This is a genomic window from Vibrio sp. 10N.261.51.A3 (assembly GCF_041471965.1).
GTDB lineage: Bacteria > Pseudomonadota > Gammaproteobacteria > Enterobacterales > Vibrionaceae > Vibrio > Vibrio crassostreae_C.
The window spans coordinates 15,924-30,579 of record NZ_JBFRPK010000008.1 but is presented as its reverse complement, the minus strand read 5'-3'; the positions used below and the strand labels follow the sequence as shown (position 1 = coordinate 30,579).

Sequence of the window (14,656 nt, the reverse complement as noted above, 5' to 3'; positions counted from 1 at the left end):
GTAATTGATTAAATCCTGTTCCTATAATTACCGTTTAAACTTTGGAGAACGACCATGGCTACACCTCATATTAATGCTCAAGCTGGTGATTTCGCAGAAACAGTACTTATGCCGGGCGACCCGCTTCGCGCAAAATACATTGCAGAAACATTCCTTGATGACGTGAAGCAAGTTTGTGACGTTCGCAACATGTTTGGCTACACAGGCACTTACAAAGGTAAGAAAGTTTCTGTAATGGGCCACGGTATGGGTATCCCATCATGCTGCATCTACGTACACGAGCTAATCGCTGAGTTCGGCGTGAAAAACGTTATTCGTGTAGGTAGCTGTGGCGCGGTACGTGACGACGTTAAACTAATGGACGTTGTTATCGGCATGGGTGCATCTACTGACTCAAAAGTAAACCGCATTCGTTTCAACAACCACGACTTCGCTGCTATCGCTGATTTCGGTCTTCTAGAAGAAGCAGTAAACCAAGCTCGTGCACAAGAAGTTCCAGTTAAAGTTGGTAACGTATTCTCTGCAGACCTTTTCTACACTCCAGAAGCTGACCTTTTCGAAAAAATGGAAAAGCTAGGCATCCTAGGTGTTGATATGGAAGCGGCTGGTATCTACGGCGTTGCTGCAGACCTTGGTGCTAAAGCACTAACTATCCTAACAGTATCTGACCACATCATCCGTGGTGAAAAACTAAGTTCTGAAGAGCGTCAAAAGTCTTTCAACGACATGATGAAAGTTGCTCTAGAGACAGCAATCAACATCTAACGATTTGATAAAAGATACATTGAAAAGCGTTACCCCGCAGCCAGGCTCGCTTGGCTGCTCAAATAATCCCGAGGGGGAGATCGTGTCTAACGACAAGCTGCCAAAAGATGCGGATGGTTTGCAACTCAACTTTTGTAAAACATTGGCGTGTGACAACTTTGGCTTGAGCGATGCAAAACGGTATGTTTTGCAACACGCGAACCCTAAGCGTCCAGCGATGGTTTGTCGTGAATGTGGAGCTTTCCCCCCCTTACTTAACAATCGTGAAGTGTTAAGCGAACTTCATCGCCTAAGACAACTTCACAGCGACGGGCTCCCTGCTTGTCGTAATGATGATTGCGATAACTTCGGCTTATCGGTTCATACCCATAAACATCTTTATCATGCCTTCGGCTACAGTGGCGACAGGCAGCGTTATCGATGCAAAGACTGCCAAACAACCTTCGTTGATAAATGGTCTGGATCCAATAAAAAACTCCAATTTCAAGAGAACCTCATGGGCTTACTGTTCATGGGCTATTCCGTACGTGAAATCTGCCGAAAATTAGAGATCAACCCAAAGACTTTCTATGATCATGTTGACCATATCGCGAGCCGTTGTCGTCGTAAATTAGCGATGATCGATGCACGATGGGTTAACCATGCGAAAGATTACGAGTTCGCATCTCACTACCAGCGTCTGCAACCACAAAGTAACAACGGTGTGGTGTGGATAGCGACGGGCGAGGCGCATTCTGGCTATATACTTTGCCAACACGTTAACTACTCTCAAAATGAAGAACCATCAGGAAACGTCGACCATAACCCTTATGATGATGTGGCACGATTTGTATCCAAAGAGCACTCTTCAGAAGCAAATCTCGAACTGCCTCAGCCCTCTGACAAACTAAAAGAGCGCATTGAACAGCAGTACCAAGTGATTCTTGCGAGAGGTAATGTTGAGGACCCTATGGGTAACCTCACCACATTTAGTTACCCTTCAAAAGGCGCTCTCATTCGACCGCCTTATACCTCTTATGCTCACTTCTTACATGTGTTGGATATGTGTAACGAAGACAAGCATGTCGCCATCTATATGCCACAAGATCCATTACTAAGATCTGCCGCTTTAAGTGTATGTTTGCCGCGCATTCAGAGTCAAAATATTGACCTCATGTATGTCGAAGAAGATTCAGGCTGGCAAGACGACCAAAGTTTTGAAAAGATCGACATCGTTCACATGAGTTGGTGGCGAGATCGCTGGGCTATTGCCAATCAGGGTGATAACCAGAAAGGTATCTGCTACCTAACCGGTAACAATCCAGAACCAAAACAGTGGTTTAACACAGCCTCAATTCAACAAACTAAGTTCTATCAACAGCGCTTTCAGTTGTTATTTGATAGCTTTATTAATGAGCCCAGACGTAAGCTTCGTCCTGGGGGCATTCTTCCATTGCTCGACATATTTAGAGCTTGGCACAATCTGTGCTACCAAGATAAGCAAGGGCTCACGGCAGCACAACGCTTAGGCGTAGGGGAGCTGCCATTAACTCTAAAGCAACTACTTTCATAGCAACAAAGCCTCTAGGTAATTATTCGGGAACTCATTGATTTTAAAGCGACAACATGAGGTAACACCCATAATTAGAAAAGATCGATGTTCCTTTGACGCTCTACGAAAGATAATTGGTGCTTATCTCAAATTACACTCTTATAATGATTGTGTTATCAATATGTTCGATAATCATGGATGTAAGTCTTGGACAAAAATCAGTACCTTCTTGAAACAGAATTAGAAAAACTCAAAACTCGTGTCGACTCTGAGCCAACGGTGATCCTAGAGATTGCCCAACAGTGCCTAGTCCGATCAGAGCAAGTTCTGTTTGAAGAGGGTGCCATCCAGTCATTAATGTTAATGGCAAGATGTAGCTGGAACCTGATGGATTACCAAAAAGGTTTAAAATACATCAAGGAAGCCTACAAGCGCCAAAGCCGATTAGATACCGACCTTTTTCTCCCTGAAATCCTCCATTTACACGCGCTCCAGTTCTGGGGACAAGCCAAGTACTATTCCGCCCAACAGTTCTGGATCAATGCTTTAGAGCAGTCCGCGTTGGTTGATGAAGTCGAAATTCAAATTGAATGCCTCATTGGCCTTGGCAATATTTGGCGGATGACCCACGAATATAAACTTGCACGTTCTACCCACCAGCTTGCCGTTAAAGTTGCTAACAACAGCCGCATTGGTTGGTTAGAGGGTAAAGCCAGAATACTGCTTGCGTGGGATTACTACCTGCTCAACAACTATGTTGAAATGCTGTCGGTATTGGACGGTGCAGAAGAAGCATTAAAAGACCATAAAGATAACACTTGGCATGCAGAGGTATGGGACTTTCGAGGCCTTGCCCTACTTGGTCTTGAACGCTTAGATGACGCGGAGCGCGCCACGGCCAAAGCGCACAATCTGGCAGTTGAACACAACCTAGTTTGGATGAAGGCGCACTCATACATCAGCCGAGCTAGATTGGAGCTCCTGAGAAAAAGACCAGAACAAGCGGCGGAATTACTGAGGCTCGCAGAACAATCCGCAAACGAGTTCGATAATGGCGAGTTGCTGAGCCAAATCTGTTACCAACAATCCTTGGTGGCGGAAGAAAACCAAGACTTCCAAGCCGCGCTCGTCGCCTTTAAAAAGTACCGTCAATATTCTATCGGCATGCTCAAAGAGCAAACGACACGTGTCGGTTTGGACAAAGCACGCAGTTCAAAACGCCAACTTGAACAGAGAGCACGAAAACTGATTAATCGTATTCGCGGTCAGCACGAGTACGATCCTGAAAAGCACCTCTCTTACGTTGTCTCTGAAACCTTTTGGTGGGAAAAGTTGGTGCTGTTCAAGACAGAGCTTAAACGTTCAAACCACAGCATCATTATGTTCCATCATGTCGATACTGATTACTTAGATGTCTGTACCGAGATTGCTCATGCTTTATGTAACCAGAATGACTTCATCGCAAGGCTAAGTTCTGAACGTGTGGCCCTTATGCTTTCCGAAAAAGGCGAAGCCGCAGAGCAAACCTTCCAAACTCTCAGCACCATGCTTGATATCTATCCATGGCATAGAAAAGGACTAAAGGGTTCGAAACCGACCGTCAGCCTCAATGATATTTTGACGTTCCCGTTCACGCTTGAACAATTAGAAGAAGACGATGCTGAGGTAATAGAATAATGGAAACTCTATTAAGCAAGATCACAGACGCCGGTTTAGACCCTTCATCAGTATCAGGTGAAGAAGCGATCATCTTCTGGAACCACATTCGTCAGCACGTTTCGACAACGCAAACAGAGCAAGCGCACTGCTATATCATTAGCTCTGAATACCGTGCCGAGTTACAACAAAATCAAACCTGTATCGAAGAGTTGAGACGAGCACTCGATCTGCTCCACCTTCCTGCCGATATCGAAGATATTCTGACAGTCAAAACCAGTTTAAGTGACCGCTTAGTTGAAACTGGTGATTACACCTCAGCACTCAATGAATTCGTCAGTTCATCGACTATCGCGGTTGAACACGGTCATATCGATGAGTATGTATTAGCTATTTTAGGCATGGGCAACCTGTGTGATTCCTATGGCGATCACAACAGAGCACTTCGTTACTACCAAAAAATCAGCAGCATAGACCATGCGATAAGCAGTCGCTCACTTCGCCTCAAATTCAAGCTGCATATGGTAGCAAGCCTACTTCTACTCAATCGCATTACAGCAGCCAGCGATTTACTGAATGAGTGCGAAGAACTGAGTATTTTGGTCAGTGACAAGTTGCTCACAGCTCAAATACTGCTTTACCAAGCAAAGGTGCTGCGCGCTAAGAAAAAACACCATGAAGCGCTACGCTGTCTGTCTAAGGTTCAATACCCAGCCAACAGCACTCAAGCAAGCTGGCTTGCAACCATGACTCGTCTAGAGCTCGCACATTGCCTAAGTGCAACCGGCAAGCAAGACTACGCGAGCATGATTTTGTCGAGCACAGACAAACGCGTGAAAGCCTACTCGTCGCCAGTACTTGCAAAACGATTCTACGATTCGCAGAGTGATGTGTGTATGAATCAAGGGCGTTTTCAAGAAGCGCTAAGCTATGAGAAAAAAGGCTACCGAATTGAAACCGATCTGATGAAGCAGATCCCGATCAGTGAACTCGGTGCAAGCCAGCTACGCCGACTGTCTCGTTTTGAGTTACAACTCAAACTCATTCTCTCTGAACAAGAGAACAAAGAGCTCAAAGAGACAACCGAACAACACAAGAATGCGGTGGCTCAGCTTCAACAAGACGTATTCACAGATCCATTAACAGGGTTGCACAACCGCCGCTGGTTAGATGTGAAACTGAAAGACATGCTGCTGCACGATACCTCTTTCGCGCTGATGGTTATTGATATTGACCACTTCAAGTCTATCAATGATGAACTGAGTCACTTAGTGGGCGATAAAGCGATTGTTAGTGTGTCTCAAGAGCTACGTTCATACTTTAAGTTTAGAGGCGCGTCATGTGTCAGATTTGGTGGAGAAGAGTTCCTCGTCATTCTAGAGAACACTGATCTTCCGAAGGCAGAAATGCACTCTGAAAATTATCGAGAGCGCATTTTCCAATTCGGTTGGCATGAGATACTTGGGGAGCGCGGTTTGACCGTGAGTATTGGTATCACTTTGCATCGTGACGGAGAGAATACTCAACGTACCTTCTACCGTGCCGATAAAGCGCTATACCGAGCTAAAGCCAACGGCCGTAATCAAGTGTGTACAGAGTAGTGGCATATAGCTCTGTAGCTTAGGCCAACTGCTTATTGATAAAAGAACAGAGAAATACCAGCAAGGGCGGCAAGTGTGCCTATGATACTTTGCTTTGACACCTTCTCCCCTTTCAGCGCATAAATCACCAAAATAAAGACCGGGCTGGTCGCTATCAACGTTTGTGCAATCGCAGGGTTAGCATTCTTCAACGCCACTTGTTGAAGCCATAGAGCGAGAAACGTCCCGACAAAGATTGCTCCTAGTAACCACAGTTTATCGAGCTTGGTCATTTCCCATAAATCTCTTTTTATCGATGAATACGGCTTCTTTTCAACGAAAGGGATAATCAGCATCACAGCAAACACGCCAATCGTCAGGCGAATCAAAGCACCTAACAATGGTGGGATATCACCCGCCACTAACGCGTAATGAGAAATAACCACACCAGATGCCTGACAGACACTCGCCACAAGCCCATAACCAATGCCACCCCACTGCGCTTTGTTATTCGATTCACCGCTCGCCGATTTTGATGGCTGGAAGACAACGAAGGTCACCGCTAGTGTTGTAATCACGACACCGAGCCAACTTTGCACTGTCAATACAGCGCCCAGGAACATTAATGCCAGCACACCAGAAAGAGGCGGGGCTAAAGATTCCAGTAACAGCGTCTTATTGGCACCGATTCTTTTCAACGCCGCAAAATAGGCGCTATCTCCAATCGCAATGCCAATCACACCTGAAATTGCCAATATCAGAAAATGGTTGGTACTCAGTTCAAACTCCGGCATCGGAATAAGAGGCATCACCAGCAACATCATCCCTGACGCCACTACACCCTTAACAATGTTCAATTGCATCGCAGAGAAGCGATGACCAAACTGTCCATAAATCCATGTCGCACACGCCCACACAATCGCAGCACCAATAGCCGCCAATTCACCTATATACATCCGTGTTTATCCTTTGTGGTTGTGCACGTCATTTAGAATCGTAGCTGTCATCATTTCAGCTAAAATACCAACCAGAAAGCCGAAATAGCCTCTTCAAACGCGATGAGATTTTATAAGATTCGTCAATAGTTTTGCTCACATTAGAAGCGAACACTCATTATTTATAACTCAGCAAATCATTTTTATAACAATTACTTGGATGATAACGTACTATATTTATAACTAACATCTAACATTACAAGGATCTGTTATGTTTTTAGACTACTTTGCACTCGGCTTACTCATTTTCGTTGCTCTAGTCATCTTTTACGGCATCATCGTTATTCACGATATCCCTTATGAAATAGCCAAAGAACGTAATCATCCTCACCAAGACGCAATTCACGTCTCAGGCTGGGTTAGCCTATTCACTTTGCACACAATTTGGCCCTTTCTATGGATTTGGGCAACATTATGGCGGAAAGACCGAGGCTGGGGCTTCGAAAAACTCGAAGAAGAGCAGCACGATATTCATCACCGAGTGGATGTTTTAATCGATCAAGTTAGCACCCTTCAAGAAGAGATCGCACAGCTCAAACAAGCAAATACTAAACAAAGCAGCACAAAAAAAGAGTCAAACAACGTTCAAGATCAGGAGGCTAAGTAATGGATTTACTACTGATAATGACCTACGCGGCACTTTGTATCACTATTTTCAAAGTATTTAATATCCCACTAAACAAATGGACAGTGCCTACCGCAGTGCTCGGTGGTGTGGTCATCGTAGGAACATTGATCCTATTAATGAACTACAACCATCCTTTCACACAACTTGGCAACCAAGTTTACTCAACGACTCCAATTGTTTCAGGCGTTAGAGGTAAAGTCATTGAGGTTCCTGTTGAGGCGAATTCTCCTTTAAAGAAAGGAGACATCCTCTTTAAAATTGACCCTATCCCTTTTGAAGCAGAAGTCGCTAAGCTCGAAGCGAAAGTAAAAGAAGCAAGCCAAGGAGCACTTGGGCTTGAATCTCAAGTTGCTGAAGCTGAAGCAGCTAAAATCAAAGCGATTGCAGAAAGAGACAAAGCGCAACGCGAATTTTCTCGTTATAAGCGTGGCTTTGAAAGTGGTGCGTTTACCGAACAACAATTGGATACTCGTAGACAAGCTTATAAGGCATCGGAAGCAGCAGTAAAAGTAGCAGAAGCAAGTCAACAACAAGCTCAGATCGCTCTAAATTCTGAAATTGGTGGCGAGAACACCGCAGTGGCAGGATTACTTGCAGACTTACGTAAGGCTCAATTCAACCTTGACCAAACGGTCGTGAGAGCACCAACGGATGGATATGTTACACAACTAGCACTGCGTCCAGGCGTAATGGCTGTACCGCTACCTCTTGCTCCTGTCATGACATTTGTCCATACGGAAGAAAAATACTACATCGCAGCATTCAGACAAAACTCATTGCAACGACTGCATCCTGGTTTCGAAGCTGAATTTTTATTCAGAGCACTACCAGGCAAGATTTTCAAAGGACGCATTGATGAAATAATCCCAGCTATTGGTGAGAGTCAAATTCAAGCGCGCGGGACACTTATTGGTACCAATGCACTTCGTACTAATGGACGCGTATTTGCTAAAATGACCATCACTGATGACCTGTCTGACTACCATTTACCTATGGGTACCGCGGTTGAAGTTGCCGTTTATTCTGACAGCTTCACCCACGTTTCAATCATGCGCAAGGTCCTTATTCGCATGAAGAGTTGGCAAAACTATCTATACCTAGACCACTAAACGGTCAAAGGTACGTGACGAACCCGCTTAACACATTGTTAAGACGAATGAAAAAGTCAGACTCGCTCTGGCTTTTTTGTTGCTAGATTAACCGTAAAATTACGCTTTTTACACGATATTTAGGTGTTCAGATGGAATTTTAGACATCTAGACACTTACCTTCCCTTATGGAAGGGTTCTACTGTATAATGCGCGCCTTATTTTTTATATTTGCCCAAAAAACGTTCTCATTGAGACGCATATTAATAATGGTGAATATTCGTTCTTTATTAAGCTTTATCTTTCAGTATTCGAGGTTATCTATGAACTTTTCAGCTAAAACAGTGGTCGTTATCGCCATTGGCGCGGCACTGTACGGCATTGGTGGTTTACCTATGTTTGGTGTCCCAGTGTTTGCTAACACGACATTGAAACCAGCAATGGCAGTTCTAGCACTGTTTTCTGTTTTGTTCGGCCCTATTGTTGGCTTCTTAGTTGGCTTTATCGGTCACTGGGTAACGGATCTGTTCGCAGGCTGGGGTGTGTGGTTAACTTGGGTTTTAGGCTCAGGTATCGTAGGCATGGTTATCGGCTTATTCCCGATGTTGACCAAGAACCGCCTTCAGCAAGGTGAGTTGCCTATGAAGGACTTCGCGCTGTTTGTGGTACTTGCCCTTGCCGGTAATGTGGTTGGTTACGGCTGCTCTGCATTCCTAGATACCATCCTTTATGCAGAACCGTTTACTAAAGTCTTCACTCAACTCTCTATCATTGCTGCGGGTAACACCGTTCTGATCGCTGTTGTTGGCTTACTGATCCTAAAATCAGTCGCTAAACGCAACAAACAAAGCCGTAACCTGACTGAGGCATAAGCGATAATGACTATAGCATTTTCGAACTTCTCTTTTAGATATGAGTCGCTGGATAAACCGACACTAAAAAATATCAATCTAAGGATAGAGAAAGGAGAGAAAATCGTCATTATTGGACCAAGCGGTAGTGGTAAATCTACCCTAGGTCAATGCCTTAACGGTCTGATCCCTCATGCTATCAAAGGTGAGGTGACTGGCTCTCTAGAGATCAACGGTAAGAACATTTCTGATTTTTCTATGCACGACTATACCGAGCAGGTTGGCACAGTATTACAAGATACTGATAGCCAATTTGTCGGTTTGAGTATTGGCGAAGACATCGCATTCGCACTGGAAAATCAGTTAGTGTCGAACATTGATATGTACCCTCTGGTTAAGTCGACAGCAAAAATGGTCGACTTAGCAGATATGCTTGATCGCTCGCCACATGATTTATCCGGCGGCCAGAAACAACGCGTGTCATTAGCGGGCATCTTAGTTGATGACGTTGACATCCTGTTGTTTGATGAACCTTTGGCTAGCCTTGACCCGAAAACGGGTAAAGCGACTATCGAAATCATCGACCAACTTCATAAAGAAACCAACAAGACTATAGTCATCATCGAGCATCGCCTTGAAGATGTACTACATCGCGATATCGATCGAGTGATCTTGATGGAGCGCGGTGAAATTGTCGCGGACATGACACCCGATGAAATCTTAGCTTCTGAACTGCTTGAAACACACGGTATTCGTGAACCACTTTATTTATCTGCTCTGAAGGCAGCGAAAGCACCTTTGACCAGTGAAGATAAGCTATCAAACCTCAAAGCTCTCGATTACAAAAGATTCCGCCCTGCGGTTCAGGCTTGGTTTGCAGAGCGGCCGACTCCAGTTGCCGAGAAGCAGTACCAACCTTTGCTTGAGGTCCACGGCCTGACTTACTCTTACGATGGTGAAAAGAACGCTCTCGAAGATGTCAGCTTTAAGATTGGTAAGGGTGAGTTCGTTTCAATCTTAGGCAAAAACGGTTCAGGCAAATCTACCATCACTAAACTCATCATGGGTGTGATCGATGCCGATTCAGGCTCTTCCTATCTAAATGGTGAAGACCTATCTGAGCTTTCTATCTTTGAAAGAAGCCAGAAAGTCGGTGTCGTGATGCAGAACCCAAATCATATGATCTCTCATCATATGATTTTTGATGAAGTTGCATTCGGTCTGCGTAATCGTGGGGTTGCAGAGCAGGAAATCAAAGAGAAGGTGGAAAACGTTCTTGAGCTGTGTGGCTTGAGCAAGTTCCGCCACTGGCCAATCGAAGCGCTAAGCTACGGTCAGAAAAAACGCGTAACGATCGCTTCTATCTTAGTATTGGAGCCAGAGCTTCTGATCTTGGATGAACCAACAGCGGGTCAAGATTACCGCAACTACACCTCAATGCTGGCGTTTATCCAAAAGCTTAACCGCGAGTTAGGTATCACCGTCGTGATCATTTCACACGACATGCACCTTGTTCTAGAGTACACCACACGCTCAATTGTCATTGCTGACAGCAAGCTGATTGCCAATGCCGCGATGACGGAAGTATTCAGTCAGCCATCGCTGTTAGAACGCGCAAATCTTTGTACCACCAGCATTTATGAACTCGCGACTATGATGAAAATCGACGACACCAACGCATTCATGCAGTACTTCATCGACTACGAGAGAAGCGCTCAATGAACGTATCAAAAGTAAAATTCGGCATCAATTACATTGATACAAAATCACCGCTTCATGCACTTAACGGCATCACCAAATTTGCGCTCTTCTTAGCTTGGGTAACCGTGGTCTTAACTACGTTCGACCTAAGATTGATTGCACTGCTTATTGTGACTGGTTTATACCTGCTAAAGCTGACCAATGTGCCTGTACGCGTATATAAGCCTCTGTTATTGGGTACGGCGAGTGTATTGAGCCTAAATGCTTTGTTCATGTATCTGCTGGCTCCACAGCAAGGTACTGAGCTCATCGGCAGCAAAACCTTATTGCTGACATTGCCGGGTAACTACTCGTTGAGCCAAGAGACTCTGTTTTACTTGGTTACTGTGACGCTCAAATACATGAGCATGTTCCCGATAGCGTTGATTTTTGTCTTCACAACGCATCCGACTGAGTTTGCAGCTAGCCTCAACCGTATCGGTGTTCCTTACAAGATCGCCTATGCGGTCAGCTTAACACTGCGTTACTTGCCAGAAGTTAAGAAAGACTTCATCAATATCATGCATGCTCAACAGGCTCGTGGTGTAGAGCTCTCAAAGAAAGCGCCTCTAATTACTCGAATCAAAAATGTGGCTAAGGTTCTAGGCCCGCTCATTTTCTCTAGCTTGGACCGAGCAGACGAGATCTCTAACGCAATGACGTTACGAGGTTTTGGCCGACACAAAGCTCGCACTTGGTATAGCTATGCACCTTTGAAACGTATCGACTTTGTTTGTTTAGGTGTCATCGCTTTTATCGTGGTGTTAGCCATTGCGAAACGCATTCTAGAGCCGCAGTTATTTTGGTATCCGTTCTAGTCATCTGAATTAGCATAGATAAACAAAGACTTTAAATAACACACCGCTCAATAGGGCGGTGTTTTTGTTTATGCCAAAATCTGATTGATAATTGAACCAATGACACAATACTGACTATATTTAACGATAAATTGACCAGTTATTTACCCTTGGAGTTTGAGATTTAATTCATAAGCTCTTAATATACTCTTTTACAGAATGTTACAATCAATAGAGATTTGTAATGGCTCGAATTACTCAAGTACAGAAACTAGAAAATCAAAAGCACTACGATGAGATCGTACTAAACCTTTTTCTGGCTGAAGGACATGAAGCACTAACTTATGCAAGGATTGCTCAAGAAATTGGCATTAGTTTGACGACGCTTCAGGGCTATTATCCATCGACCCGCGCTATCCGATCAGCGTTACACCAACACATGCTATCAATTGTTATAGAGAATCTAGAGTTCTCATCGGAAGAAGTATTCATTCAATCTTGGCAAAACGCTCTAGATAATGATCAATTTCGATTCGTGATCAAATTGATGTTTTTCCATGCCTCCCAGGTCAAGAGCCCTGAACAGTTTAACATCAGTTCAGATGGTCAATTCCGCGAGATAATGTTTAATAGCTTTGGGCTTGATTCCGTTCGAATCCTTGAGACTGTCGTAGGACGTTCAATGTTCTATCTCACGAACTTCAAGCAGCATTAGACCAAACGTTATAAATACAAAAATGGGAGCCTTTCGGCTCCCATTTTCTTTTTAGTTATCGCTTACTTCAACTAATAGACCTAATTTAGCTTGTAAAAAACGGTCGATAACGGTGGTAAACGCAGCTCAATCGATGTGTCTAAGCCTTCGCTTTCTACTGATTCAACCTCAGCAACCGGCTTCACTTCAAAGCCACTGCCTGCATAATCCGCAGAGTCTGTATTCAATAACAAAGAGTACTGACCTTGTGCTGGAACACCTAAGCGGAAGTGCTCATGAGGAACGGGGGTAAAGTTAGAAACCACCAATACACGCTCGCCTGATTCACTGATACGCTCATGAGCTAAGATGCTCGCTTGAGCAGAGTCCTGTAGACGCCATTCAAAGCCTTTCGGATCAAAATCAAGATCGTGCATTGCAGCTTCAGAGCGGTACAGATTGTTCAGGTCTTTCGTTAAACGCTGAACACCTTGATGACGCTCGTAATCCAGCAAAAACCATTGCAGCTGGTCGTCATGGTTCCATTCAGCCGTCTGACCAAATTCTGCACCCATGAAGTTCAGCTTCTTACCTGGTTGCGCATACATGTAACCCATATAAGCACGTAGGTTTGCCGTTTGCTGCCATTCATCACCAGGCATCTTGTTGTGGATAGAACCTTTACCGTAAACCACCTCATCGTGAGACAGAGACAATACATAATTCTCACTGTGTGCGTAAACCAGTGGGAAGGTAATCGTATCGTGGTGATATTTACGGTTGATTGGGTCTTCTTGAATGTAAGACAAGCTGTCGTGCATCCAACCCATGTTCCACTTAAAGCCAAAGCCTAAGCCGCCCATAAAAGTCGGTGCTGAAACACCAGGGAAAGCCGTTGATTCTTCAGCAATCGTCATCGCATTCGGAAAGTGTTTATACACTTCTTCGTTCATCCACTTAAGGGTTGCGATAGCGTCGTAGTTTTCGTTGCCGCCATCCGCATTCGGGATCCATTGGTCATGGCTACGCGAATAGTCGAGGTACAACATCGAAGCAACCGCATCAACACGGATGCCATCAATGTGGAATTGCTCGAACCAGTACAGTGCATTAGAAACTAAGAAACGACGAACATGCTCTTTGCCTAAATCGTAAATGTACGAGTTCCAATCTTGATGCCAACCACGACGTGGATCTGGATCATGGAATAATGGCGTACCATCGAAGTTTGCTAGGCCGTGATCATCACTTGGGAAGTGAGCAGGAACCCAGTCCAGAACAACGCCAAGACCCGCTTGGTGACATTGATCGACGAAGTATTTGAAATCATCTGGAGAGCCAAAACGGCTAGTCGGTGCAAAAAGACCAACAGGCTGATAGCCCCAAGAACCGTAGAATGGATGTTCTGAAACTGGCATTAGTTCAACGTGCGTGTAGCCAAGATCCGTTAGGTATGGGATCAGCTCTGCCGCAAGCTCGCGATAATTTAAGAATTCACCTTCAGCGTTACGCTTCCAAGAACCTGCATGCAATTCATAGAACGAAAGCGCTTCTTTGCGCTTTTGCGTTACCGGGCGATTTTGCCATTGAGTATCTTGCCACTGGTAACGAGCGTGATCGTAAGTTACAGATGAGAACGATGGGTATTGCTCAGAGTAGAAACCCCATGGGTCAGCTTTGTGTGGTAAGCCTTCGCCATTTGGTCCTTTTAATTCAAACTTGTATTGAGCGCCTTCTTCCAGTTCAGGAATGAATAAGCCCCACATACCGTAATCTAGGCGTTGCATTGGGTGGCGGCGACCATCCCAAGCGTTGAAGTTACCCACCAAGCTTGCCGCAGTTGCATGCGGTGCGTACACCAAGAAACGCGTACCTGAAATCGTCTGTCCATCACGCTCTAGCGTAATAAACTGAGCCCCCATGTGATGATACATATCTTTCGGTGTATGAAGATCTTCATAACTCGCATATAGATCGTGGTACTGATACGGATCATCAATGATCTGTTCTACGCCAGCCCAATCAACCGCAAGCTTATAGTGAGTGAAACGTAAGTCTCTCTCTTGCTTAAGAATGAAACCACTTTCACCCTCTCGCGCTAACTCAATACGAGGTTCCTTTCCAACAATCAACTCGACTTTATCTGCCCCAGGAATCCACACACGTAATGCACCTTGCTCAGAAGGTAGGTATGGCCCTAAAAACGCGAATGGGTCTGTGAAACAAGCCTGTGATAGTTGGGTATATATTTGTTTTTGCTTTGAAATCGAACTTAGTTCCAAAACGTTTCTCCCTAACCAAACATCCAAAAAACATAATACAAAAATGCCC

The 14,656-nt window shown here is 44.6% G+C and carries 12 protein-coding genes; 10 read left to right on the top strand and 2 right to left on the bottom strand.

Annotated features, from left to right (window positions below; all coding sequences use genetic code 11):
- Nucleotides 1–54 precede the first annotated feature (54 nt).
- The 4 genes from deoD (at nucleotide 55) to AB4371_RS02815 (ending at nucleotide 5,553) form a co-directional block, all read left to right on the top strand.
- On the top strand, nucleotides 55–765 hold the full coding sequence (gene deoD, locus AB4371_RS02830; protein ID WP_017061880.1) for a purine-nucleoside phosphorylase: 711 nt from the start codon (nucleotides 55–57) through the stop codon (nucleotides 763–765).
- A gap of 82 nt (nucleotides 766–847) precedes the next feature.
- Nucleotides 848–2,317, top strand: coding sequence for a lactate dehydrogenase (locus AB4371_RS02825; protein ID WP_017061879.1), 1,470 nt, complete (start codon nucleotides 848–850; stop codon nucleotides 2,315–2,317).
- Between the two features lie 186 nt (nucleotides 2,318–2,503).
- Nucleotides 2,504–3,973 (top strand): hypothetical protein, encoded by a 1,470-nt coding sequence (locus AB4371_RS02820; protein WP_372148854.1) that lies wholly within the window; start codon nucleotides 2,504–2,506, stop codon nucleotides 3,971–3,973.
- Nucleotides 3,973–5,553, top strand: coding sequence for a diguanylate cyclase domain-containing protein (locus AB4371_RS02815; RefSeq protein ID WP_372148850.1), 1,581 nt, complete (start codon nucleotides 3,973–3,975; stop codon nucleotides 5,551–5,553). Before AB4371_RS02820 ends, AB4371_RS02815 begins: the two co-directional genes overlap by 1 nt.
- A 32-nt stretch (nucleotides 5,554–5,585) precedes the next feature.
- Here AB4371_RS02815 and AB4371_RS02810 read toward each other — a convergent pair whose 3' ends face one another.
- Entirely contained in the window at nucleotides 5,586–6,488 is a 903-nt protein-coding gene (locus tag AB4371_RS02810; protein ID WP_017061876.1) for a DMT family transporter, read from the bottom strand.
- A 250-nt stretch (nucleotides 6,489–6,738) separates the two neighbouring features.
- Between AB4371_RS02810 and AB4371_RS02805 the strand changes: the two genes are divergently transcribed.
- The 6 genes from AB4371_RS02805 (at nucleotide 6,739) to AB4371_RS02780 (ending at nucleotide 12,346) form a co-directional block, all read left to right on the top strand.
- The gene (locus tag AB4371_RS02805) at nucleotides 6,739–7,134 is read left to right on the top strand and encodes a DUF3302 domain-containing protein (RefSeq protein WP_017061875.1); all 396 of its coding nucleotides are present in this window, start codon (nucleotides 6,739–6,741) and stop codon (nucleotides 7,132–7,134) included.
- On the top strand, nucleotides 7,134–8,264 hold the full coding sequence (locus AB4371_RS02800; protein ID WP_017061874.1) for an HlyD family secretion protein: 1,131 nt from the start codon (nucleotides 7,134–7,136) through the stop codon (nucleotides 8,262–8,264). The genes AB4371_RS02805 and AB4371_RS02800 overlap by 1 nt, the downstream gene beginning before the upstream one ends.
- A gap of 302 nt (nucleotides 8,265–8,566) precedes the next feature.
- Complete coding sequence (locus AB4371_RS02795) at nucleotides 8,567–9,115, top strand: ECF-type riboflavin transporter substrate-binding protein (protein ID WP_017066579.1); 549 nt, start codon at nucleotides 8,567–8,569, stop codon at nucleotides 9,113–9,115.
- 6 nt (nucleotides 9,116–9,121) lie between these two features.
- Nucleotides 9,122–10,816 (top strand): ABC transporter ATP-binding protein, encoded by a 1,695-nt coding sequence (locus tag AB4371_RS02790; protein WP_017064242.1) that lies wholly within the window; start codon nucleotides 9,122–9,124, stop codon nucleotides 10,814–10,816.
- Nucleotides 10,813–11,652 carry an energy-coupling factor transporter transmembrane protein EcfT gene (locus AB4371_RS02785; protein ID WP_017064241.1) on the top strand — a complete coding sequence of 280 codons (840 nt, stop codon included), beginning with the start codon at nucleotides 10,813–10,815 and terminating at the stop codon, nucleotides 11,650–11,652. Before AB4371_RS02790 ends, AB4371_RS02785 begins: the two co-directional genes overlap by 4 nt.
- Before the next feature lie 223 nt (nucleotides 11,653–11,875).
- Nucleotides 11,876–12,346: a TetR/AcrR family transcriptional regulator gene (locus AB4371_RS02780; RefSeq protein ID WP_017072409.1), complete on the top strand. Its 471-nt coding sequence runs from the start codon at nucleotides 11,876–11,878 to the stop codon at nucleotides 12,344–12,346.
- 80 nt (nucleotides 12,347–12,426) lie between these two features.
- On the opposite strand, the gene glgB is transcribed toward AB4371_RS02780, so the two are convergent.
- Complete coding sequence (gene glgB / locus AB4371_RS02775) at nucleotides 12,427–14,607, bottom strand: 1,4-alpha-glucan branching protein GlgB (protein WP_372148847.1); 2,181 nt, start codon at nucleotides 14,605–14,607, stop codon at nucleotides 12,427–12,429.
- Nucleotides 14,608–14,656 lie beyond the last annotated feature (49 nt).

Coding starts and splice junctions, on each gene's coding strand:
- deoD (WP_017061880.1), top strand. CDS start 55: ATGGCTACACCTCATATTAATGCTCAAGCTGGTGATTTCGCAGAAACA.
- AB4371_RS02815 (WP_372148850.1), top strand. CDS start 3,973: ATGGAAACTCTATTAAGCAAGATCACAGACGCCGGTTTAGACCCTTCA.
- AB4371_RS02810 (WP_017061876.1), bottom strand. CDS start 6,488: ATGTATATAGGTGAATTGGCGGCTATTGGTGCTGCGATTGTGTGGGCG.
- AB4371_RS02805 (WP_017061875.1), top strand. CDS start 6,739: ATGTTTTTAGACTACTTTGCACTCGGCTTACTCATTTTCGTTGCTCTA.
- AB4371_RS02800 (WP_017061874.1), top strand. CDS start 7,134: ATGGATTTACTACTGATAATGACCTACGCGGCACTTTGTATCACTATT.
- AB4371_RS02795 (WP_017066579.1), top strand. CDS start 8,567: ATGAACTTTTCAGCTAAAACAGTGGTCGTTATCGCCATTGGCGCGGCA.
- AB4371_RS02790 (WP_017064242.1), top strand. CDS start 9,122: ATGACTATAGCATTTTCGAACTTCTCTTTTAGATATGAGTCGCTGGAT.
- AB4371_RS02785 (WP_017064241.1), top strand. CDS start 10,813: ATGAACGTATCAAAAGTAAAATTCGGCATCAATTACATTGATACAAAA.
- AB4371_RS02780 (WP_017072409.1), top strand. CDS start 11,876: ATGGCTCGAATTACTCAAGTACAGAAACTAGAAAATCAAAAGCACTAC.